This is a genomic window from Kitasatospora sp. NPDC097643, assembly GCF_040302625.1.
Classification (GTDB): domain Bacteria; phylum Actinomycetota; class Actinomycetes; order Streptomycetales; family Streptomycetaceae; genus Kitasatospora.
Genome location: NZ_JBEOSA010000083.1, coordinates 1 through 19,776 on the forward strand (window position 1 = coordinate 1; position 19,776 = coordinate 19,776).

15 protein-coding genes and 3 tRNA genes are annotated in these 19,776 nt (G+C 74.0%); 2 read left to right on the forward strand and 16 right to left on the reverse strand.

Annotated elements, in window-relative coordinates; genetic code table 11:
* Window positions 1–208: 208 nt before the first annotated feature.
* The 8 genes from ABTY15_RS35150 to ABTY15_RS35185 form a co-directional block, all read right to left on the reverse strand.
* On the reverse strand, window positions 209–2,839 hold the full coding sequence (locus ABTY15_RS35150) for a ComEC/Rec2 family competence protein (protein WP_350604912.1): 2,631 nt from the start codon (window positions 2,837–2,839) through the stop codon (window positions 209–211).
* 99 nt (window positions 2,840–2,938) lie between these two features.
* Window positions 2,939–3,922: a ComEA family DNA-binding protein gene (locus ABTY15_RS35155; RefSeq protein ID WP_350604915.1), complete on the reverse strand. Its 984-nt coding sequence runs from the start codon at window positions 3,920–3,922 to the stop codon at window positions 2,939–2,941.
* 142 nt (window positions 3,923–4,064) lie between these two features.
* Window positions 4,065–4,910: a DegV family protein gene (locus tag ABTY15_RS35160; RefSeq protein WP_350604917.1), complete on the reverse strand. Its 846-nt coding sequence runs from the start codon at window positions 4,908–4,910 to the stop codon at window positions 4,065–4,067.
* Window positions 4,911–5,068: 158 nt separating this feature from the next.
* Entirely contained in the window at window positions 5,069–5,902 is an 834-nt protein-coding gene (locus ABTY15_RS35165; RefSeq protein WP_350604919.1) for a hypothetical protein, read from the reverse strand.
* A 284-nt stretch (window positions 5,903–6,186) separates the two neighbouring features.
* Window positions 6,187–9,069: a leucine--tRNA ligase gene (leuS, locus tag ABTY15_RS35170; protein WP_350604921.1), complete on the reverse strand. Its 2,883-nt coding sequence runs from the start codon at window positions 9,067–9,069 to the stop codon at window positions 6,187–6,189.
* A 322-nt stretch (window positions 9,070–9,391) separates the two neighbouring features.
* Entirely contained in the window at window positions 9,392–10,708 is a 1,317-nt protein-coding gene (locus ABTY15_RS35175) for an NsdA family TPR-like regulatory protein (protein ID WP_350604923.1), read from the reverse strand.
* A gap of 97 nt (window positions 10,709–10,805) precedes the next feature.
* Window positions 10,806–10,878: transfer RNA gene (locus ABTY15_RS35180), tRNA-Ala, on the reverse strand.
* 205 nt (window positions 10,879–11,083) lie between these two features.
* Window positions 11,084–12,520, reverse strand: coding sequence for an MFS transporter (locus ABTY15_RS35185; RefSeq protein WP_350604924.1), 1,437 nt, complete (start codon window positions 12,518–12,520; stop codon window positions 11,084–11,086).
* 103 nt (window positions 12,521–12,623) lie between these two features.
* On the opposite strand from ABTY15_RS35185, the gene ABTY15_RS35190 reads away from it, so the two are divergent.
* Entirely contained in the window at window positions 12,624–13,577 is a 954-nt protein-coding gene (locus ABTY15_RS35190) for a helix-turn-helix transcriptional regulator (protein WP_350604925.1), read from the forward strand.
* A 71-nt stretch (window positions 13,578–13,648) separates the two neighbouring features.
* Here the strand turns inward: ABTY15_RS35190 and ABTY15_RS35195 are convergent.
* The 8 genes from ABTY15_RS35195 to ABTY15_RS35230 all read right to left on the reverse strand — a co-directional run bounded on the left by ABTY15_RS35195 (window position 13,649) and on the right by ABTY15_RS35230 (window position 18,363).
* Window positions 13,649–13,721, reverse strand: a tRNA-Ala gene (locus tag ABTY15_RS35195).
* Between the two features lie 43 nt (window positions 13,722–13,764).
* Window positions 13,765–13,837, reverse strand: a tRNA-Ala gene (locus ABTY15_RS35200).
* Between the two features lie 147 nt (window positions 13,838–13,984).
* Entirely contained in the window at window positions 13,985–14,632 is a 648-nt protein-coding gene (locus ABTY15_RS35205) for a histidine phosphatase family protein (protein WP_350604961.1), read from the reverse strand.
* The gene (gene rsfS / locus ABTY15_RS35210; protein WP_350604928.1) at window positions 14,629–15,087 is read right to left on the reverse strand and encodes a ribosome silencing factor; all 459 of its coding nucleotides are present in this window, start codon (window positions 15,085–15,087) and stop codon (window positions 14,629–14,631) included. The genes ABTY15_RS35205 and rsfS overlap by 4 nt, the downstream gene beginning before the upstream one ends.
* Before the next feature lie 138 nt (window positions 15,088–15,225).
* Window positions 15,226–17,022 carry a LytR C-terminal domain-containing protein gene (locus tag ABTY15_RS35215; RefSeq protein ID WP_350604930.1) on the reverse strand — a complete coding sequence of 599 codons (1,797 nt, stop codon included), beginning with the start codon at window positions 17,020–17,022 and terminating at the stop codon, window positions 15,226–15,228.
* A 13-nt stretch (window positions 17,023–17,035) separates the two neighbouring features.
* Window positions 17,036–17,668 carry a nicotinate-nucleotide adenylyltransferase gene (gene nadD, locus ABTY15_RS35220; RefSeq protein WP_350604932.1) on the reverse strand — a complete coding sequence of 211 codons (633 nt, stop codon included), beginning with the start codon at window positions 17,666–17,668 and terminating at the stop codon, window positions 17,036–17,038.
* 193 nt (window positions 17,669–17,861) lie between these two features.
* On the reverse strand, window positions 17,862–18,017 hold the full coding sequence (locus ABTY15_RS35225) for a hypothetical protein (protein WP_350604933.1): 156 nt from the start codon (window positions 18,015–18,017) through the stop codon (window positions 17,862–17,864).
* Between the two features lie 199 nt (window positions 18,018–18,216).
* Window positions 18,217–18,363, reverse strand: coding sequence for a hypothetical protein (locus ABTY15_RS35230; protein ID WP_350604935.1), 147 nt, complete (start codon window positions 18,361–18,363; stop codon window positions 18,217–18,219).
* Window positions 18,364–18,610: 247 nt separating this feature from the next.
* On the opposite strand from ABTY15_RS35230, the gene ABTY15_RS35235 reads away from it, so the two are divergent.
* Window positions 18,611–19,681, forward strand: a complete 1,071-nt coding sequence (locus ABTY15_RS35235) for a M48 family metallopeptidase (RefSeq protein ID WP_350604936.1) — start codon at window positions 18,611–18,613, stop codon at window positions 19,679–19,681.
* Window positions 19,682–19,776: the final 95 nt, after the last annotated feature.

Below are 19,776 nucleotides of genomic sequence, written 5' to 3' on the forward strand. Positions count from 1 at the left end.
GAGATCTTCATCGACGCGGCCGAGCTGACCCCGTTCGTCACCTGGGGCACCAACCCCGGCCAGGGCGCCCCGCTGGGCTCCAACGTCCCGGACCCAGGCCCGGAGCGCGCCGCCATCACACTCCCCCGGGCCCCCGCCCCCTCCCTCCTCCCCACCCCAACCCCTTTTCCCTTCCCCACTTGCTGGACGGGAGGAGGAGGGCGAGGGCTCAGCCTGGCGGGGCTCGCGAGGGGTGCGAGCCCCGCCCGGCCAACGAGCCCGCGGACTCGTCCGCACCTTGCGGGCCCGGCTTGCGCGCACCGTGGGCGCCGTGGGCGCCCTGCGGGTGCACGGAGACGCCGAGGGTCGTCGGGGAGTCGCCCGTCACGGCGATGTCCCCCGACCGGTCGGTGCGCAGCACAGCCGCGCCGAGTCCACGCAAACGGTCCACCGTCCGAGGCGACGGATGCCCGTAGGCATTGCCCTCACCGCACGAGATCAACGCCAACCGGGGGCTCAAGGCGGCGGCCAGATCCCAGTCCTGATGCGCCGAACCGTGATGCGCCACCTTCAGGACGTCCACCCGCCCCAGCCGGCCCAACAGCGCCGACTGGGCAGGTGGTTCCAGATCACCCAGCAACGCCACCCGCACCCCTTCACCCATCGATGCCAGCAACGCGACGCTCGCGTTGTTCGCCCCCGGCGCCTCGACTCCCGACCCCGCCTCGGGCCACACCACGTCCCACCACAGCCCCGTACCGGCCGACCGCCGTTCGCCCCGTGCCGCCCGCAGCAACGGGACCCCGGCAGCAGCAGCCCAGCCCGCCACCCGGGCCGCCTCACCCGGCGGGTCGTTCAGAGGCGTCCCCTCGACCACACCGACCCGGCGCCCCCGCAACACCCCCGGAACGCCCTCCACGTGATCCGCATGGAAGTGCGTCACCAGCAGCAGCGGCACCACCGTCACGCCGAGATCGCGCAGACATCTGTCGGCCGCGTTCGGATCCGGGCCAGCGTCGACCACCACCGCGCTGCCCGGCGCACCCGCCGCGAGCACCACCATGTCCCCCTGCCCGACATCGCACATCACCATCCGCCACCCCGGCGGCGGCCAGCCGGTGGCGATCCTGGCGAGCACCGGCGGCCGCAGCAGCACGACGAGCAGCATCACCAACAGCGCACCCGTCACCAGTGCCCGGATCCACCGCCGCCGGGCAGGCGCCCGCCCACCCGGCCCGGTGCGCCGGGGCAGCAGGAGCGGTGCCGTCCAGCAGACCGCGAGGGTCGCCAGCGCGACCGTCGCCGTCCCGAACCACCCGCCGGGCCAGGACAGTTGGCCGCCCGGCAGCTCCGCCCCGCGGCGCGCCACCAGGGCCAGCCAGCCGACCGGCACGCCCGCCACCTCCGCGAGCAGGCGGGCCGGCGTGGGGAGGAGGGGCTGCAACGCCAGCACCCCGAAGCCGAGCAGCGTCGCCGGGGCCACCGCCAGCTCGGCCAACAGGTTGCACGGGATCGCGACCAGGCTGATGTGCCCGGACAGCACCACCGTCACCGGCGCGCACAACGCCTGGGCCGCCGCCGTCGCCGCGAGGGCGCCCGCCAGGTGGTGCGGCCAACGCCGGGACCGCAGGGCCTCGGCCCAGTGCGGCCCGAGCACGAGCAGCCCGGTCGTGGCGAGCACCGAGAGCAGGAACCCGAAGGAGCGCGCCAGGTACGGGTCCAGCAGGACCAGCACCAGCACTGTCCCGGCGAGCGCGGGCACCGCCTGCCGGGGTCGACCGGTGGCCAGCGCCAGCATGCTGATCAGGCCCGTCCCCGCCGCCCGCAGCACACTGGGCTCCGGCCGGCAGACAGTGACGAAGGCCAGGGTCAGTGCAGCCCCCAGCAGGGCGCTGGTCCGCAGCGGGAGCCCCAAAAGGGCGGCCAGCCCGCGCCGTTCCGAAGTCCCGGCCTGCCCGGGGGTGCCCAGCAGCAGGCCGAGGACGATCGCCAGGTTGGCCCCGCTGACCGCCACCAGGTGCACCAGGTCGGTGGCCCGGAAGGCGTCCTCCAGGTCGTCGGGCAGGCGCGAGGTGTCCCCGACGACCAGGCCCGGGAGCAGCCCGCGCGCGTCCGCCGGGAGCCCGTCGGTGGCGGTGCGCAGCCCCTCGCGCAGCCGGCCGGCGATGCGCTGCGGCAGGCTCGGCGGCGCGAGCTGCCGGGGTTGTCCCTGGACTACCAGCAGCGCTGCGGACTCGGTGTCGTGCCCCTCCCCGGGCGGCCGGACCTCGGCCGTCACGGCCAGCCGTTCGGACGGGAGCAGCCCCTGCCAGCGCCCCGTCTCCGGGCCGCGGACCATGAGGGTCACGGGTGTCCGGGTCCGGGTGGTCCGCCCGTCCGGGCCGGTGACCCGGTCCGCGACCGCCTCCACGGTGAGGATGCTCTGCCCACCGGTGGTGCCGCCCCGGGAGGCATGGGTCTTCGGGTCCCCGGTGACGGTCAGCTCGACGTCCACCACCCGGGCCGAGTCGCCCGGGGAGCGCGGAGCGGCCTGCGCGGCGCCCCGGGCCAGCTCCGGCAGCGGCCCCCGGTGCAGGTCGGCGGTGTGCAGCGGGGTCGCGATGGCGGCCGCCGCAGCGGTCAGCAGGACGGCGGCCGACGTCACCACGGCGCCCCGGCGCCGGAGCACTCCCGGCCGGACCAGGAGCAGGACGGCAGCGGACACCGCGACACCCGCCAGCGCGAACAGCAGGACGTCGTACCCGGGTTGCAGGCGCAGGAGCGCCGCCGTGACCACCCACGCCGTGACAGCGGGGAGCAGCAGTCTGAAGTCGGCGCCCGAGGAACGGGCGTGCGGGATCGCGTCGGTGGTGGCGGACACGGCGGTACCTCCCTTCGGCGGGCGGCCGGGCAGTGGACGGACGGGCTGGGGGCGGACGGGCTGGGCTACCGCAAGGACGGCAGTCGGGCGGACAGGACGTCAGAGGGTGAGCAGCGGACGGAGTTCCGCGAACGTCCGGGCGCCGATGCCGCTGACCTGTCGGAGCTGGTCGAGCGTGCGGAAGGAGCCGTGCGACGTGCGATAGGCGAGGATGCGCTGGGCGAGGGTCGGGCCGACGCCGGGCAGGGTGTCGAGCTGTTCGAGGGTGGCCCGGTTGAGGCTGACGGGTGGTCGGGGGGTGATGGCCGGCTGGGGCCCGGTTCCGGCGCCGCCCGGGGCGGCGGCCGAGGCCGGCTCGCCGACCAGGATCTGTTCACCGTCCGTCAGCACCCGCGCCAGGTTGAGGCTTCTGGTGTCCGCTTCCGGCAGCGGACCGCCGGCCGCCCGCAGGGCGTCGGCCACCCGCGACCCGCCGGGCAGGGTGTGCAGCCCGGGCACGTGGACCCGGCCCCCGATGTCCACCACGACGACGGCCTCCGGGCCGAGGGCGGCAGGAGCCCCCGGCGCGCCTGACCCCGGCGCGGGCTCGACGGACACCGAGGCACCCGGCCCCGATCCTGAGCCCGGGCCCGGTAACGGCGGGGACGCCGGAAAGGCCGGAGCCGCCGGTGAGGCCGACAGGGCGGGCACGGCGACCGCCTGCGGTCTGGCCAGCCAGAAGTGCTGCACGGCGTACCCGACGGCGAAGAGCAGCAGAAGGGCCAGCCCGGCCACCGCCCGCCGGTCGAGCGCCGTGGCCGAACCGAACCGCAGCCGCGCCCCGGCCCTCGTCTCCGGAATCGCGAGCAGCTCGGAAGGATCGGCAGGAGTCGACGGATCGGACGACGCGCCCCCGCCCGCACCAGGAAGCCCGCCCGGGACCGCACCCGGCGCAGGCCCACCCGGGACCCCGCCCGGCGCAGGCCCGCCCAGCGCCGCCCCACCTCCCGGTTCGTCGACCACCGGCAGCAACGCCGCCATCCGCAGCCGAACGGTCTCGTTGATCGCGTGACGCTTCGCCGCGCCCAGGCCCATGCTCGTCATGCCGAGGACGGTAGAAGCCCCCGGCCGAGCGCGCGGAAATTACCGAAACCCTGTGGATAACCCCGGGGTTGTGGATAAATCAGCTCACCCGCAGGAGTGAGCGAGGCCTCCGAAAGCTGACAGGAGACCCCCAGCAGCCCCCTCAGCGCGGCGAGACCACCACCGCGAGCAGCCCCGGCCCGGCGTGCGCGCCGATCACCGCCCCCACCTCACCCACGTACAGCTCCCGCAGCCCCGGCACCCGAGCCCGCAGCCGCTCCGCGAGCGGCTCGGCCCGGTCCTCGGCCGCCAAGTGGTGCACGGTGATGTCGACCTCGCCGTCCCCCGACCGCTCGACCGCGATCTCCTCCAGCCTCGCGATCGCCCGCGACGCGGTCCGCACCTTCTCCAGCGGCTCGATCCGCCCGCCGTCCAGGTGCAGCAGCGGCTTCACCGACAGCGCCGAACCGAGCAGCGCCCGGGCCGCCCCGATCCGGCCGCCCCGCCGCAGGTACTCCAGCGTGTCGACGTAGAAGAACCCGCTCGTCCGGCCGGCCCGCCGGGTCGCCGCCTCGGCCGCCCGGTCCAGGTCCTGCCCCGCCTCGATCGCCTCGGCGGCCGCCAGCACCCCGTACCCGAGGGCCATGCCGACCAGTCGGCTGTCCACCACCCGTACGGGCACGGGCGCCTCGGCGGCCGCCAGCCGGGCGGCCTCCACCGTGCCGGACAGCTCGCCGGAGATGTGCACCGAGACGACCCCGGTCGCCCCGGCCTCGGCGGCGGCCCGGTAGGTGGCGGCGAAGGTCTCGGGGTTCGGCCGGGAGGTGGTCACCCGCTGCTTGCCGCGCAGCGCCTCGGCGACGTCCTTCGGGGAGATCTCGACGCCCTCGCTGAGGACCGAGTCACCGACCGCGACGCTCAGCGGGACCACGCTGATCCCGTGCCGGTCGAGGGTCTCCTGCGGCAGATAGGCCGTGGAATCGGTGACAAGTGCGAGGTCGGCGGGCATGAGGCGGAGGTTACTCCCCGTTCGTCCGGGAGGACAGCGCCCGACGACGGGCACCCGGAGCACACCGCCGGACCACCCGAACGGCGAGCCCGAACAGCCCGAGCAGCCGGCCCGAACAGATGGGGAGCAGGGGCGCCCGGGGCTCCGGACGCGGACGGTCAGCCCGCCGAGGAACCCGTCGACGGCTTCCGCATCCGCTGCGCCAGCTTCGTCAGCGGGTCGACGAGCCCGAGCAGCTCCTCCGCGCTCGTCCGCCCCTTCCCGTCCGTCAGCCCGGGACGTGCCGCACCCCCCGAAGCGGCACCACCCGCAGCACCCCCGGACGTCCGCGCCGCGGAGCCCGACCCCGCCCCACCCGACGCCCCCGAACCACCCGACGCACCCGCCCCGCCCGAGGCACTCGAACCCCCCGCGGAGCCCGCCCCACCCGAACCCCCCACGGTGTCCCAGTGCCGCAGCGCCCCCGCCTCGCTCTCGCACTCCTGGCTGAGCCGCGTCAGCTCGTCCTCCGCGAAACGGTGCATCCGGTCCTGGGCGGCCCAGCGCATGGTCTCCGCCGAGTGCGTGATCCGCTCGGCGCGCTCGCGCAGTTCGGGCAGCTTGGCCGCGATCCGACCGGTGTCCGGCTCCCGTTCCAGGATGCGCAGCTCCCCGTCCAGCTCGGCCGCGTGGGCGTCGAGCCGGGTGAGGAGGGCGAGGGCCTCGCTGAGCTGCCCGTCCTGGGGGAGACCGCTTTCGAGCACCTGCCGGGTGCCGTCGAGCGAGGTGCGCAGGCCGAGCCGGACGGCGGAGATCTGCCCCTGCGGGCCGGGCCTGGTGTAGGTCTTCGCCTTGAGGGTGACGTTCTCGACGGCGCGCCGGGCGTTGGCCTCGTGCCGCTCGATCTTCGCTCCCACGGCCTTCGCAGCCTTGACGGTACCGACCACGGCCAGTACCAGCAGCGCGATCCCGAAGAGCAGGACCAGGCCGATCACCACGCCGAACACGTCCATCGTGCGCCACCTTCCGCCACCGGTTCGGCCCCCACCGGGCTCAACGCGAGCCGCACAGCCGTGGATTCCACCGTAGCCGCCGCACCGGCCCCGGGGGCATGCCGAGCGGGCACCGGAAGCGGAGATCAGGGACAGATCGGGGATCCCCCCGAGGGCGCACCGACCCCGTTTCCACGCCCCCGAACGCAACGAGCCCCCCCTACGCACAAACAAGGGCGGGCGCCCCGAAGGACGCCCGCCCGATCAACCCAGGCCCAGCCGAAGCCCAACCCGAGCCCCGAACCTCAGCCCGTAACGATGTTCACCAGCTTCGGCGCCCGCGCGATCACCTTGCGCACCGCCGCCTCCCCGATGGCCGCGACGACCGCCGGGTCGGCCAGCGCCAGCGCCTCCAGCTCCGCGTCGGAGATGGTCGGCGCGACCTCCAGCCGGGCCTTCACCTTGCCCTTGATCTGCACGACGCAGGTCACGGTCTCGTCCACCACGTACGCCGGGTCGGCGACCGGGTAGTCGGTGTGCGCCAGCGACTCGCCGTGGCCCAGTCGGCGCCACAGCTCCTCGGCGATGTGCGGGGCCAGCGGCGCGACCAGCAGCACCAGCTGCTCGGCCACGGCCCGCGGCGTGGAGCCGCGCTTGACCAGGTAGTTGTTCAGCTCGATCGCCTTGGCGACGGCCGTGTTGAACCGCAGCCCGGCCATGTCGCCGCGGATGCCGTCGATGGCCTTGTGCAGCGCCCGCAGGGTGGCCTCGTCCGGCGCGTCCTCGGTCACGACCAGCTCGCCGGTCGCCTCGGAGACGATGTTGCGCCACAGCCGCTGGAGGAAGCGGTACGAGCCGACGACCGCGCGGGTGTCCCAGGGGCGGGAGACGTCCAGCGGGCCCATGGACATCTCGTACAGCCGCAGCGTGTCGGCACCGTACTCGTCGGCGATGTCGTCGGGGGCGACGGCGTTCTTCAGCGACTTGCCCATCTTGCCGGCCTCGCGCTTGACCGGCTCGCCCTCCCAGTAGTACTTCCCGTCGCGCTCCTCGACCTCGGCGGCGGGCACCGGGAAGCCCCGCTCGTCGCGGTAGACGTCGGCGGTGATCATGCCCTGGTTGAACAGCTTGTGGAACGGCTCGACGGAGGACACGTGGCCCAGGTCGTGCAGCACCTTGTGCCAGAAGCGCGCGTACAGCAGGTGCAGCACGGCGTGCTCGGCCCCGCCGACGTACAGGTCGGCGCCGCCGGCCGGCTTGGTCTCGGTCGGGCCCAGCCAGTACCGCTCGTTGGCCGGGTCCACCACGGCCGCGCCGTTGGACGGGTCGACGTACCGCAGCTCGTACCAGCACGAACCCGCCCAGTTGGGCATGGTGTTGGTCTCGCGGCGGTAGGTCCTGACGCCGTCGCCCAGGTCCAGCTCGACGTTGACCCAGGCCTCGTTGCGCGACAGCGGGGTCTTGGGCGAGGAGGCGGAGTCGTACGGGTCGTAGGTGTGCGGCGAGTAGTCGTCGACCTCGGGGACCTCGACCGGCAGCATCGACTCGGGCAGCGCGTGCATCACGCCGTCCTCGTCGTAGACGATCGGGAACGGCTCGCCCCAGTACCGCTGACGGCTGAACAGCCAGTCGCGCAGGCGGTAGTTGACGGTGCCTTCGCCGATGCCCTGCTCGACCAGCCAGCCGGTGATCCGGGCCTTGGCGTCGACGACGCTCAGCCCGTCCAGGGTCAGGCCGTCCCGCTCGGAGTTGACGATGACGGAGTCGTAGGTGTCGAACGCGTCGTCCCAGGTCGCCGGGTCGTCGCCACGACCGTCGGTCGGCCGGACGACGCAGCGCATCGGCAGCGCGAAGGCGCGCGCGAAGGCGAAGTCGCGGTGGTCGTGGGCGGGGACGGCCATGATGGCGCCGGTGCCGTAGCCCATCAGCACGTAGTCGGCGATGAACACCGGGACGGGCGCGCCGCTGACCGGGTTGACCGCGTAGGCGCCGGTGAAGACGCCGGTCTTGACCTTGGCCTCGACCTGCCGCTCGACGTCCGACTTGGCGGCGGCCGCGGCCCGGTAGGCGGCGACGGCCTCGGCGGGGGTGGCGGCGCCGCCGGTCCACTCGGCGGGGACGCCCTCCGGCCAGGCGGCGGGGACGATCGAGTCGACCAGGCCGTGCTCGGGCGCCAGCACCATGTAGGTGGCGCCGAACAGGGTGTCGGGCCGGGTGGTGAAGACGGTGATCTTCTGGTCGCCCGGGGCGGCGAAGTCCACCCGGGCGCCCTCGGAGCGGCCGATCCAGTTGCGCTGCTGGAGCTTGATGGCCTCGGGCCAGTCCAGCAGGTCCAGGTCGGCGATCAGCCGGTCGGAGTACGCGGTGATCCGCATCATCCACTGGCGCAGGTTGGACTTGAACACCGGGAAGTTGCCGCGCTCGGAGCGGCCGTCCGCGGTGACCTCCTCGTTGGCCAGCACGGTGCCCAGGCCGGGGCACCAGTTGACCGGCACCTCCTTGGCGTACGCCAGGCGGTACTCGCCCAGCACCTCGTCACGCTCGGCGGCGGACAGCGACGCCCAGGCGCGCCCGTCCGGGGTGGCCTGCTCACCGGACTCGAAGCGGGCGATCAGCTCGGCGATCGGGCGGGCCTTGCCGGCGGCCTCGTCGTACCAGGAGTTGAAGATCTGCAGGAAGATCCACTGCGTCCAGCGGTAGTAGTCCGGGTCGATCGTGGAGATCGAGCGGCGCGGGTCGTGGCCCAGGCCCAGCCGGCGCAGCTGCTGGCGCATGTTGGCGATGTTGGCCTCGGTGGAGACCCGCGGGTGGGTGCCGGTCTGGACGGCGTACTGCTCGGCGGGCAGGCCGAAGGCGTCGTAGCCCAGCGTGTGCAGCACGTTGTGGCCGGTCATCCGCTGGTAACGGGCGAAGACGTCGGTGGCGATGTAGCCCAGCGGGTGGCCGACGTGCAGGCCCGCGCCCGAGGGGTACGGGAACATGTCCATGATGAAGCTGTGCGGCTTCGCGGCGACGTCGCCGGCCGCCGGGTCGGCCAGGGCACCCGCCGGGTTGGGAGCGTTGAAGGTGCCCTCCTTCTCCCAGATGTCCTGCCAGCGGGACTCGATCTCCGCCGCCAGCGCGGCGCTGTACCGGAACGGCTCGGTCGCGGTCTCGGCCGTGCCGGACGCAGGGGTCGTCTCGCTCATGGTCCTTCAAGCTCCATCGATGTCAGTTGGCGAACCGCGCACGCGGCGGGCCGACGTACCGAAGCCCCGGACACGGACCGGAACGGGGCGGAAAACAAAAAATCCCCTCGCAGGAGGGGACGCCACGCCGACTCCGGCACCGCCCGAGGGCGCGGCCGGTCCTGGTCAGCGCGGCCGGCTAAGGAGCAGGCGCACGGTTCGCATGGGCTCAGGGTACCGCAAGCGGGTCAGCGCGCTCCCGGGTGTACCGCCCACCGGACCCCACCACCGCCCACCCGAAGCGCCGCCCCCACACCGGCACCGCCCCCACGGCACCGCCCCCTCAGGCCCCCCGGGCCCCCGGCCGCCCGGCCACCTCGAAGTCCCGCAGCGCCCGGGCCAGCCGCTCCGACTGCATCCCCGCCGCGAGCGCGCGGGCCAGCGCGGCGGTGCGGGCGGCCTCCCGCTGGTCGCCGAGGCGCCGGTGGGTCTCGGCGAGACGGACCATCAGCAGCGCCTTGGACCGGGCCCGGCCGGGCCCGAGCCCGGCGACGGCCTCGGCGAGCAACGCCTTGGCCCTGCGGTGGTCGCCGAGGGCCAGGCGCCCCTCCCCCACCATGCCCGCGAGGTCGGCCCTGGCCTCCTCCGTGCCGGGCACCCCGTCGAGTTCGGCGAAGGCCCGGGCGGCGGCCGCCTCGGCCTGCTCGGCCTCGCCCCGGCGGCCGTGCGCGCGGGCGATCCGGCCGAACTGCCGGGCCCGCCCGGTGGGGCTCAGCGCGGCGCCGTGGGTGCGCAGGGCCGTGCCGAGCGCGGCGACCGCGTCCTGACCGCGTCCGCCGGTGCCCGGCCCGCCGGTGCCCTGGGTGGCGAGCACGACCAGGGCACCGAGCACGCCGACCCCCAGCCGGGCGTCGCCGCTGACGTGGGCGGCCCGCAGGGCGGCGGCGTACGCGCGCTGGGCGGCCGCGTCGTGGCCGAGGTCGTACGCGGCCCAGCCGGCCAGCCGGGCGAGCCGGCTGGCCGTGCCGTACAGCTCGCGGCCGAGCCGTTCGTCGTACGCGCCGAGCTCCAGCAGCTTGGCCACCATGGCGAGTTCGGCCCGGGTGGGGCCGAGGACGAGGCCGCCGCCGCAGGAGCGTTCGAGCCGCTGCTTGCTGCGGTAGGACAGGCCGAGGTCGCCGACCAGCGCGGGGTCGATCCGCAGCGCACCCTCGCCGCCTCCGACCGGCGGGAGCGGCGCGGCGAGGCGTTCGGCGGCCTGGTCGAGGTCGGCGCTGCGGAACAGGTCGGTGAGGCGGACGGGTCCGGCGTCGGTGGCGGCCTCGCGCAGCGCGGTCTGCGCGGTGTCGGCGGTCCACGGGTCGGTGAGCAGCCCGGGCGAGAGGATCTTGGCGCCGCGGTGGCCGCCCATCCTGCCCCAGAGCTGCTCGTAGGTGACGGCGATGCCGAGGGTGCGGCTGAGCACTTCGCAGACCGTCTGGTCGTGCGGGCTGCGCGGCACCATGCCCCGGTCGCGCCACTTGTAGGGGGCGGTGGAGCTGATGGCCAGGCCCGGCGGCAGGGCGAGGCTCACCTCGCGGGCGAGCCGTTCCGGACTCCAGCCGAGCTGGTGGAGTATCCGGGCCAGTTCCTCGTTCCGCCTTCGCTCCAGATCGGCCATGGCACGACGGTAGCGGTCTTCCCGCCCGTCCCGCCGGTGGCATGGACAGAACGCCGAAGGGCCGCCCCCCATTTCGGGGGGCGGCCCTCGACTTCTGTGGAGCTATGGGGAATTGAACCCCAGACCTCTTGCATGCCATGCAAGCGCTCTACCAACTGAGCTATAGCCCCTTGACCTGCGATGTCACCGGGTCTTTCGGCCGTTTCCGTCCGGTTTCCCTCGGCGACATCGACTACTTTACACGGTCCCGGGGGTGCTCCACGAATCCGTTTCCGCGGTGGGCCCGAACGACCGGACCCACCCGCCGAACACCCTCCCGAATCCCACCGCGCCGCGCCCCCGCCGCACCCCTGCCGTGCGCCCCTACCCGCGCCCCTACCGCGCCCTCCGCCGGGTCCCGGCCGCGAAGCCGGCGCCCACCAGCACCGCCGACGCGTTGACCGCCAGGGTGACCAGCAGCGCGTGCCCGGAGTCGGCGGCCGGCGCCGGCAGGTCGACCTGCCCGAGGAACACCGTGCCGAGCACCGCGACCCCGACCACCTGACCGAGCTGAATGACCGTCACCATGACGCCGCTCGCGTCGGCCGCGTCCTCGGGCGCCACCCCCGCGAGCGCCCGGGCGAACAGCGGCGAGTACGCGCAGCCCGCGACCAGGCCGAGCAGGGCCATCTCCGCGAGCGGCACCGGGCCGATCCCGCCCCCGCCGCCGAGCAGCAGCCCGAGCAGCAGGTAGCCGGCCGCCAGCAGCGCGGCGGCGAGCACCGGCAGCGGCCCGTGCAACCGGCCGGGCAGCCGGTGCCAGTGCATGCTCGACAGGCCGAAGCCGATCGCGACGGGCGCCGAGCAGAGTCCGGCGGTCAGCGCGCCGTAGCCGAGCGCGGCCTGCTGGTGCAGGGCGAAGGCGAACATGAAGCCCGCGAAGGCCGACATGATCGTGAACAGGCCCGCCGCGGCCGGCCGCAGCCCGGGGGCCCGCAGCACCCGGCCGGCGATCAGCGGCTGTCCGCCGCGCCGGGCGACCGTCCGCTCGACGAGTACGAACAGGCCGAGGACCTGCACGCTCCCGGCGAGCATCGCCCAGCACCAGGCGGGCCAGCCGAGCTCGCGGCCGAGCACCAGCGGCACCACCAGCAGCCCGAGGGCCGTGCCCAGCACCACCAGGCCGGGGAGGTCGAAGCCGCGCCCGGTGTCGCCGGGCATCCTGGGCAGCAGCCGGGCGCCGGCCGCCAGCAGGAGCAGCCCGATCGGCACGTTCACCAGGAACACCGGCCGCCAGCCGGTGCCGAACAGGTCGGCGCTGACCAGGATCCCGCCGAGCACCTGCCCGACGGCCATGCCGACGGCCAGCACCGCCGCGTAGAGGCCGAGCGCCCTGGTGCGGGCGGTGCCGGTGAAGGTCCGCTGCAACAGGCTCATCACCTGGGGCACCATCAGGGCCGAGCCCGCGCCCTGGAGCAGCCGGAAGACGATCAGCCAGCCGGTGGCCGGGGCGAGGCCGCAGGCCAGCGAGGCGGTGGTGAAGCCGGCCAGGCCGAGCTGGAAGAGCCTGCTGTAGCCGTACCGGGCGCCCAGGCGCGCGCCGGTGATGAGCAGGACGGCGTAGGCGATGGTGTAGCCGGCGATCACCAGTTGCAGGGCGGCGCCGGAGGCGTGCAGGTCGGTGCGGATGGTGGGCACGGCGACGTTGACGATGGAGACGTCGAGCACGGCCATGAACTGCCCGCACAGGACGAGCGCGAGGAGCAGCCCGGGCCGGACGGCCGGGGCTCTGGTGTCCGAGGCCGCGCCGGGCCGGATCTGAAGGTCCGTCATGGCATCCAGCCTCGGGCCCGGCTGGTACTGGTGGTTAGAGCCTGCCGATCCTGGTACTGGCAGCACCTGTATCGCCGGCCGGGTCTGCGGCACGATGGACGGCATGACCGTCCTGGGCGAGTTCGCCGCCACAGCCGCCACGGCCGCCAAGACCGCCACGATCACCACAGCCGCCACGGCCACCAGTGCGAACGGCCGGGACCGCCGCCGGACCGAGCTGGCCCGTTTCCTGAAGGCCTGCCGGGCACGGGTCACCCCCGAGGACGTCGGCCTGCCGCCCGGGCTGCGCCGCCGCACGCCGGGGCTGCGGCGCGAGGAGGTGGCGCAGCTCGCCGGGGTCGGGGTCACCTGGTACACGTGGCTGGAGCAGGGGCGACCCATCAACGCGAGCGACCAGGTGCTGCTGGCGGTGGCGCGGGCGCTGCGGCTGGACGGCACCGAGCGGGCGCACCTGTTCCGGCTGGCCGGGGTGTCCGCCGCGGTGTCGGCGGAGCCGGACCCGCCGGTGGTGGACCCGACGATGCAGGCCATCGTGGACGCGCTGGCGCCGCTGCCCGCCGCGGTCAACAACACCCGCTTCGACGTGCTGATGCACAACGGGCCGTACCGCTCGCTGTTCGGCGCCGAGCGGATGCGGCCGTCCGAGGGCGCTCCCTTCAACAGCCTCTGGTGCATGCTGACCGCGCCGGTCTGCTGCAATCCGTGCCTGAACCGGGACGAGGCGCTGCCGCGGATGGTGGCGGTGCTGCGGTCCGCGTACGGGCGGCACGTGGGCGAGCCGGCCTGGGAGGCGCACGTGCAGCGGCTGTCGGCCGCCAGCGGGCTGTTCCGGGAGCTGTGGGAGCGGCAGGAGGTGGCGCCGCCGGAGGGCTGGCTGCGGCTCTTCCGCCACCCGGAGGTCGGCGTCCTGCAACTGAAGGCCTCGTACCTGACGATCCCGGGCTCGCCGGAGTGCTACGTCGTCGTGTACGTGCCGATCGGCCCCGAGGACCGGGCGCGGGTCGAGCGGCTGGACTCGCTGCCGCCCGGCGGCTGGGTGCACACCTGCCTCGTCTGAACCCCGAGGCGCCAAGGCGCCCGGCAACGCGAGAGGCCGCCACCCGGTGGGTGACGGCCTCTGCCCGACTGTGGAGCTATGGGGAATTGAACCCCAGACCTCTTGCATGCCATGCAAGCGCTCTACCAACTGAGCTATAGCCCCGCGACACGTGCGACCGGGACGAACCCGGATCGCTGGTGCGGAGTGGAGCTATGGGGAATTGAACCCCAGACCTCTTGCATGCCATGCAAGCGCTCTACCAACTGAGCTATAGCCCCGCACTCACCGGATCTCCCGCTTCCCTTCCGGGCCGCGTTCCCTCCGTGCGAACGAGGAAGACTCTAGCTGGTCAGGCCCGGAACTGCGAAATCCGCCCCCGCGGGCCCCCGGCCTCCCCCACTCCACACCCCACGCCGTGCCGTCGCTCAGGTGTCGTCGCCGATGACCGGCTGCGGCAACGTGCCCGCGTTGTGCTCCAGCAGCCGCCAGCCGCGGGCGCCCGAGCCGAGTACCGACCAGCAGCAGTTCGACAGCCCGCCGAAGCACTCCCACAGGGGCGGCTCCAGGCCGAGCAGCCGCCCGAGCATGGTGCGGATCGTCCCGCCGTGGCTGACCACCACGAGGGTGCCGTGCTCGGGCAGCTTGCCGACGGCCTCCAGGACCACCGGCACCGAGCGGTCGGCGACCTCGGTGGACAGCTCGCCACCGCCGCGACGCACCGGCTCGCCGGCCGCCCAGGCGGCGTACTCCTCCGGGTAGCGCTCCCGGATCTCGACGTTGGTCAGGCCCTGCCACGAGCCCGCGTACGTCTCCCGCAGACCCTCGTGGTGCTGCACGTCCAGCCCGGTGACCTTGGCCAGCTCCTCGGCAGTGCGCTTGGCGCGCCTGAGGTCGGAGGAGATCAGCAGGTCGGGGCGCAGGCCCGAGAGCAGCCGGGCCGCCCGCTGGGCCTGCTGCACGCCCTGGCCGGTCAGCTCGATGTCCGTGGTGCCCTGGAACCGCGATTCGAGGTTCCAGGACGTCTGGCCGTGCCGCCAGAAGACGATGCGCGGGCCCCGCGCGTCCCGGCTCAGTGCAGGTCCTCGGGCTTGCCGAAGTCGTCTGCCGGGGCGACGGCGTTGCCGGCCTCGTCGGTGTGGGCGTCGGGGCGGTTGCGCGAGGCGAGGGCGTCCTCGGGCAGGGGCAGCTCGGGGCAGTCCTTCCAGAGCCGGTCCAGCGAGTAGAAGGAGCGCTCCTCGGAGTGCTGGACGTGCACGACGATGTCCAGGTAGTCGAGCAGGATCCAGCGGCCCTCGCGCTCGCCCTCGCGGCGCACCGGCTTGATGTCGAGCTGCTCGCGCAGCTGGTCCTCGATCTCCTCGGCGATAGCCCGGACCTGGCGGTCGTTGTTCGCGGAGGCGATCAGGAAGGCGTCGGTGATCGACAGCACCTCGCTGACGTCGAACGCGATGATGTTGTGCGCCAGCTTTTCGGCCGCCGCCTGGGCGGCGACGGTGATGAGCTGCTGGCTGTGGTCGGTGACGGTCACGGTGTTCTTCCGGCTCGGCGGCTTGGGGGCGTCCCGGCGCGCGGCCGGGGATCGCCTTCCAGGATCTCACGCCGCCCGGGCGGCCCCGGAAGCATTTCCCGGGCCGCCCGGGGAGCACCCGGGCCGGAGGCGGCGGACCTACTGCCCCTTCGGCGGCTGGTAGTCCTTGCCGAGCACGACCACCAGGTCCGCGTTCTGCGCGTCGCCGACCTTCTTGGCCGCCGTCTCCGGCAGGCCGAGGCTGGTCGCCAGCGACTTCGCCGCGGCCTGCCGGGCGTCGTCGGTGTAGCGGATCTCACTGGCGGCCTGCGCCGGGGCCTTGGACCCGCCGGGGATGAAGGTCAGGCCGGCGTTCACGATCTGGACCTGCGCGGCGGCGGCCGCCTGGTCGTTGCCGGTGGCGTCCTGGAGCGAGACCCGGGCCGGGGCGTCGCCCGAGGCCGTGGACTTCACGGTGCCGCCGAGCACGTCCTTGACCTGCTTGCCCGCGGTCGCCTCGTCCAGGGTGCCGTCCGGCTTGACGGTCAGGGCGGTGGTGCCGAAGTGGCCGTCCTTCGCCTGCTGAGCGAGCTGGACGAGCACGCCGGCGAGGGCTTCCTCGGGCAGCGAGGGGTCGAGCACCGCGTTCATCCGGTGCACGTCGTCCTTGGCCTCCTTGAGCTCGGTCGGCATGGTGCGCACGACCGCGTCCATCACCTGGCCGAACCGGGCGAGCTGGGCGTCCCGGTTCTCGCCGGGGGCCTGGAGGGTGGCGTAGGCGACCGCGGCCTTCCCGCTGAGCAGGATGTTCTTGCCGGCCGCGGACAGCAGCTTGCCGTCCGGCTTGCCGCCCTCGTGGGTCTCGGCGTTGGTGTCCACCCGGACGCCGCCGAGCTGGGAGACCAGCATCTCCAGGTAGGGGGTGTCCAGCCGCCAGGTGCCGGCCACCGGGGCGCCGAGCACGGTCGACAGGCCGTCGCGGGTGGCGGAGGCGCCGATGCTGTCCATGGACTGGCCGACGGTGGTGACCGGCGGGTCGCCCGGGCCGGGCAGCCGCAGGACGTCCGGCAGCAGCAGGACGGTGCCCTTCTTGCCCGTCGCGTCGTTGACCAGCAGCGCGCTGGAGACCTTGCCCTGGAGGTCGCGCAGGTGCACCACGTTGACCTGGCGCGGGCCGGCCGCGGCGGCGGCCGCGCTCGGCTTGTCGGCGGTGAGCCAGAGGTAGCCGCCGGTGCCGCCCGCCGCGAGGGCCACCACCACGCCGAGGCCGATCAGCCGGTTGCGCAGCCGGCGGCGGCGCTCGGCGCGCACCTCGGTGCGGGACTCGGCGAACTTCAGCCAGTCGATGACGTCCTCGGTCTCCTCCGCCGGTTCGTCGACGAAGGTGAACTCGCCGGTGGCGTAGGAGTCCTTGGGCGTCTTGGCGGTCTTGGCACCGGCCCTGGCGCTCCGGCCCCCGCCGACCTTCTCGGACGGCAGGTCGGGCTCGGCCGGGGCCGCCCCGGCGGCGGGCCGGGGCGCGCGCGGGCGCGGCGGCACGACGGCGGGCGCCGGGGCGGCGGGCTCGGGCTGCGGCGCCACCGGCGCCTGCGGCTCGGGAGCCACCGGGGCGGCCGGGGCCGCCTGGTACGGCTGCTGGTAGCCGTCGTACCCGTAGCCCGGCTGCTCCGGCTGGTAGCCGTAGCCGCCCGGCTGCTGGTACGCCTGCTGCACCGGCTGCCCGTACTGGTCGTACGAGTCGTACTGCTGCGGCTGCTGCGTCTGCTGCGGGTAGCCCTGGTACGCCTGCTGCTGGTACGTCTGCTCCTGGTACCCGCCGTACGGGTCCTGGGGGTACACCGGCTGCCCGTACTGGTCGTACTGCTGCGGCTGCTGCTGGTAGGCCTGGTACGGCTGCTGGTACTGCCCGGTGGACCAGTCGTCCGACTGCTGCCCGCCGCCGCTTCGCTCGCTCACGCCCGCTCCTGGGTCAGGTCCGGTGCGGCGCGTACAGCGCCCGCTTGTCGATGTAGCGGACCACGCCGTCCGGGACGAGGTACCAGACCGGCTCGCCCTTGGCGACCCGGTTGCGGCAGTCCGTGGAGGAGATGGCCAGCGCCGGGACCTCCACCAGGGAGACCCCGCCCACCGGAAGTCCGGCGTCCGAGAGAGTGTGCCCCGGCCGGGTGCACCCGATGAAGTGGGCCAGCGAGAAGAGCTCGTCGGAGTCGCGCCAGGACAGGATCTGGGCGAGCGCGTCGGCGCCGGTGATGAAGAACAGGTCGGCGTCCGGGTGCAGGGCGTGCAGGTCCCGCAGGGTGTCGACGGTGTACGTCGGGCCGTCGCGGTCGATGTCGATGCGGCTGACCGAGAACTGCGGGTTCTCGGCGGTGGCGATGACCGTCATCAGGTAGCGGTCCTCGGCCGGGGTGACGTGCCGGTCGCTCTTCTGCCACGGCTGTCCGGTCGGGACGAAGATCACCTCGTCGAGGTGGAACGCGCTCGCCACCTCACTGGCGGCGACCAGGTGCCCGTGGTGGATCGGGTCGAAGGTGCCGCCCATCACGCCGAGGCGCTTCTTCACCGGTTCCGGTCCGCCGGAAATCCCGGCCTGCTCTCCCATGCCGCCACACCTTACGCGACGCCCGTTACGGTGCGGGAACGCCCGGGTACGGGGTTCACCGGACCGTCACCGGACGGACGCGCGGGGCACCCGGACGGCCACCGGACGCCCCCGGGCGCACGTGCTCCGGACACACGTGAGGGAGCGGCCGGCCCGTACGCCGGACGCTCCCCGAGCGGCCCCCGGGCCCGGCTCAGCGGTCCCGGTTGAAGCGGGTGGTCACGAAGAGCAGGAGCAGCAGGATGAACAGCGCGGCGCCACCCGTCAGGTACGGGTTGAGGCTGTCGTGGTTGACCTCGTCGCCCTCGGCGAGCAGGTTCAGGACGGGGAGTGCGGCGGCAGTGCTCATGGTCGGCGGGACCTTCTCGGCTCGGTGAACGGACCTGGGGGTGGTGCCGGGCCGGTGAGGGCCCACCCGTCATCGTACGGGGGCTCACACGGCAACCGCTCGGCGGCCCACCGCCGCTGACCGGGCGTGAGCGCACGGCCCCGGCGCGGGCCTGCCGCGGCAGGCGCCGGGCCCCGGTGGCCGCGGAGGGCGCCGGGCGTCAGTTGTTGCGGAAGGCCCGGGCCATGATCCAGACCAGCAGGCCGACGCCCACGAACGAGGCGATCACGATGATCCGCAGGAACAGGCCCGGACCGGCCTCGTCCGAGACGGGGGCGGCCAGGCTGACAAGCGCGTCGGTGGACATCTGCGGGCTCCTCGAACTGCTCCTACCGCGGCCGGGTCCGGTCTCGGTTCTCCAGGGCATTCAGGGTAAACCGGCCTCACACCGCCGCCGCCCACCGGCCCCTTCGCCGCGTCCGGCGCCGCGCGTACGCTGACCCCGGGGACGAGTACGCAACCACGGACGTTGCACAGACAGTCGTTTCAGGCGAAGACCAGCGGGGGCCGGCCAGCGCAGCCGGGGCCGCCGTCGACCAGGAGGTACTCAGACCATGACCGACACGACCACGAAGACGCCGAGCCGGCGCCGCCAGCGCTTCCCGGAGATCTCCACCCGGGCCTGGGAGCACCCCGCCGACCGCTCGGCCCTGGTCGCGCTGCGCAAGCTGAGCGGTTTCGACGACATCCTGAAGAAGCTCGCCGGGCTGGTGTCCGAGCGCTCGATCCGGCTGATGTTCCTGGCCACGGCGGTGAAGACCTCCGAGCGGCAGTTCCCCGAGCTGTACGACATGGTGCGCGACGCCGCCTACGCGCTCGACCTGGAGCAGGTCCCCGACCTGTACGTCACCCAGGACCCGGCGGTCAACGCGTACTGCATCGGCATCGACACCCCGATCATCGTGATCACCAGCGGCCTGGTCGAGCTGCTCGACGAGGAGGAGCTGCGCTCGGTCATCGGCCACGAGGTCGGCCACGCGATGTCCGGCCACGCCGTGTACCGGACGATGCTGCTGATCCTCACCAACATCGCCGCCCGGATCGCCTGGGTGCCGCTCGGGAACCTGGCGATCATGGCGGTCGTCACGGCGCTCAAGGAGTGGTTCCGCAAGGCGGAGCTGTCCAGCGACCGGGCCGGTCTGCTCGCCGGGCAGGACCTCCAGGCCTCCATGCGGGCCCTGATGAAGCTGGCCGGCGGCCACAACCTGGGCGAGATGAACGTCGACGCCTTCCTGGAGCAGGCCGAGGAGTACGAGAAGGCCGGCGACCTGCGCGACGGCGTGCTGAAGCTGCTCCAGCTGCTGCCGCAGAGCCACCCGTTCGCGGTGGTCCGGGTCGCCCAGCTGAAGAAGTGGGCGGAGAGCGAGGAGTACCGCTCGATCCTGGCGGGCGCCTACCCGCGCCGCTCGGACGACCCGGACACCTCGGTCGGCGAGCAGTGGAAGGCCGCCGCCGACCACTACACGACCTCGGTGAAGGAGAGCAAGGACCCGCTGATGGGCCTGATCCGCGACGTCGCCGGCGGCGCCGCGACGGTCGGCGGCAAGCTCCGCGACACCTTCACCGGCGCCACCCGCACCAGCCCGCCCAAGGACGGGGACCGGGACACCCGCGACGGCGGCTGATCCCGCCCACCCGACGGCCGGTGCCCCACCGGGGTCACCGGCCGTCGGCCTACCCGGGCCCCAGGCACCGACTGAACACCTGCACCACCCCGCAG